The 2,650-nt window shown below is 36.0% G+C and carries 3 protein-coding genes; all 3 read right to left on the bottom strand.

Translation table 11 applies throughout. The annotated features are described in order from the left end of the window. Positions 1-39: 39 nt before the first annotated feature. The 3 genes from AC1DUW_RS25445 to AC1DUW_RS25435 all read right to left on the bottom strand — a co-directional run bounded on the left by AC1DUW_RS25445 (position 40) and on the right by AC1DUW_RS25435 (position 2,504). The gene (locus tag AC1DUW_RS25445) at positions 40-708 is read right to left on the bottom strand and encodes a DNA alkylation repair protein (RefSeq protein WP_477643781.1); all 669 of its coding nucleotides are present in this window, start codon (positions 706-708) and stop codon (positions 40-42) included. A 264-nt stretch (positions 709-972) separates the two neighbouring features. Further along, complete coding sequence (locus AC1DUW_RS25440; RefSeq protein ID WP_477643780.1) at positions 973-2,016, bottom strand: oxidoreductase; 1,044 nt, start codon at positions 2,014-2,016, stop codon at positions 973-975. 65 nt (positions 2,017-2,081) lie between these two features. Further along, positions 2,082-2,504 carry a DUF1801 domain-containing protein gene (locus AC1DUW_RS25435; RefSeq protein WP_477643779.1) on the bottom strand — a complete coding sequence of 141 codons (423 nt, stop codon included), beginning with the start codon at positions 2,502-2,504 and terminating at the stop codon, positions 2,082-2,084. Between the last annotated feature and the right edge of the window lie 146 nt (positions 2,505-2,650).

Here is a 2,650-nt window from a genome sequence, read left to right as displayed (position 1 = left end):
CCTTTGAGGTCTCTCGTTATTATTCAAAAATATCCCATTTTAAGTTAGATGTTTTAGCGCTTCTCTCTTGCTAAGAGGTTTTAATTGATGATTTAAAACAAATGATTTCACGCTCTCGGGGTTAGTTTTTCCATATTGACGTAACACCCAACCAATTGCCTTTTGAACAAAGAATTCATCGCTATTTGCTCGTCTTATTATGTAACGGAATAGGCGTTCTTCATCCGTTCCGCCTTTATAGTGTAGTTGATATAATATCGCTGATCTTTGCAACCAAATATTCTCATCTTCAATCCACAAATCGGAGTATTGAGGAATGAGTTTAGGATAAGTTGAAAACATATAGCCCATGATATGAGGAGAAAGTACATCTACTGTATCCCACCATGACTTACTTACAATCAAATTGACTAACCAGGGCATATCCTCAGCGCAGAGGTTCTTTTTTTCCTTTTCAAGAATATCAAGGGCTGCCTTTTGGTATTCTCTTTCTGGGAGGTCCCAAAGCATAAGAATGATATCTTTACGATTACTTTCCGTTGGCAATCCGTGTTCCTTCATAAACTGTTTAGTTAATGTTCGACGAATAGGGGATCGAATTCCCAAAAATTCAAATTGGTTCCTCAAATATTTTTTAGACCATTCTGCATATTCCACATCAGTGTGTTTTGAATATACATTAACCAGTTCTTGAATATAAGAATTCATAAATACCTCCATAATTTAATACACTTTGAAAGATGTTTCCCAAAATTGATTTCCCTTCATGTAACTTTATCGTGATATGTAAGGACCACTAGGAAATTAAAACCCTTGGAACTAACACTAACCTAAAGTTCCTGCTTTATCGACAGCAGTAAAAAGCAACCTGTTTATTCCGTTTGGAAAAACAAGGCTGCCTATTATTTTCATCTTCTCATTTCATTTTGATGCAAAAAGAGTAAAAAGAATTCATTGGGACAACAAAGTATTTCAATTAACATATATAGCTTTTTTCCCTTGACTGCTTTCCAGCGCTGCATCAATGATCTTAATGACGGATAGCCCCTCTTCCGATGTGACAGGAGCCTTTTTCCCCTCAAATATACTTTCTGCAATTTCTTTATAATATGTTAAATAAGATCCATGTAAAGATTGTATTGTTTCATGTTTCTCTTTTTCTCCATCAATCGTAACCAACTGACCATAGAATTGCGGATTATCTGCACCCCAAGAGTTATCTATAGGCTTTTTCCCCTCACTAAGCGCAGCCTCTTGTCCATCAAGCCCGTATTTAATAAAAGTTCCTTTACTTCCATGTACCTGAAACCGCGGTCCATTAGTCGGAACGATTGACCCTGAATGCAATATCACTCGCAGCTTTTCGTACCCTAAAATAACATGGAAATAATCATCCGTTTCTGCATTCTCTCTTTGCGCAAAAACATCTGCCCATACGAATTGTGGCCAACCAAATAAATGTAAGGCTTGATCAATTAGATGTGAGCCTAAATCATATAGCATGCCAGCTCCTGGACCCTGCTTTTCTCTCCACCTATCTCTAACCACTGGTCTGAAGCGATCATAATGGACCTGATATGTATTGATTTCTCCAAGTACACCATCATTCATAAGTTTTTTAATTGTCAAAAAATCATTATCCCATCTTCTGTTATGATAGATACTTAAAAGAAGCTCCCTTTCCTCAGCAATCTTTATGAGCTCCTCTGCCTCCCATGTTTCTACTACCATCGGCTTTTCCAAGATAACATGTTTTCCAGCAAGTAAACTTTGTTTAGCCATTTCATAATGCAAACCGCTTGGTGTCGTAATAACTACTAAATCAATTACTGCATCTTCTAAAACTTCTTCTAAGCTACTTACTACTGCCACGTGCTTCAAATCCTGCTGCACTTTTTCCTTTTTAGAGCTTACTACTTTCGCTATTTCAAATTGCTCTAAAACACTTAGCAAAGGCGCGTGAAATGTAGCACCTGAAAGGCCGTATCCAACTATACCCACTTTAATTTTTCTCATTTTGCTTCCTCTCACTTTCTTGAATCTCTGAAACAATTAAAGGATAATATCCACATACTTTCACTCTAATTATTCGGATAGGTTTCTCTCAAAAATTTTACAGATTGGTTTATTAACTCTTTTAAAACATTAAGATCAATATCTGCTACTTTATTTATGTAAACACAACTTTTTCCGGAAGTATGTTTTCCAAAGTCCTTTAATAATTCCTCTCGTTTTGTGTCACCCGTAGCAAAATATAAACTGATTTTTGCTTTTCGAGGTGAAAAACCTACAAGAGGAGCATCACCTTCATGACCAGATTCATATTTATAATGATATGTACCGAATCCAATAATACTCGGTCCCCACATCTTTGCTATAAAACCTGTCGTTTCAGTAAAAATATCTAATAATTGATATGCATCCTCACGCTTTTTGGGGTTGTCGACATTTTCAATAAACTCGATAACACTGCTGTCAGTTTCTTTGGTTTTTGGTTGGTACATTAGAATCTCTCCTATACTAAGGGATTTAATATATATTTTACAAAGATATCATACGCTTAAAATTCAGATCATTTGCTAAGCACAATTGCATTTGTTTTAGCAGGTATATTTATGTATTCACCAGGCTTATGGGTGCAGTATAAGGA

The sequence above is a fragment of the Peribacillus sp. P4_C12 genome, assembly GCF_056402095.1.
This window is presented reverse-complemented; position numbering and strand designations above follow the sequence as displayed.

Coding starts and splice junctions, on each gene's coding strand:
- AC1DUW_RS25445 (WP_477643781.1), bottom strand. CDS start 708: ATGAATTCTTATATTCAAGAACTGGTTAATGTATATTCAAAACACACT.
- AC1DUW_RS25440 (WP_477643780.1), bottom strand. CDS start 2,016: ATGAGAAAAATTAAAGTGGGTATAGTTGGATACGGCCTTTCAGGTGCT.
- AC1DUW_RS25435 (WP_477643779.1), bottom strand. CDS start 2,504: ATGTACCAACCAAAAACCAAAGAAACTGACAGCAGTGTTATCGAGTTT.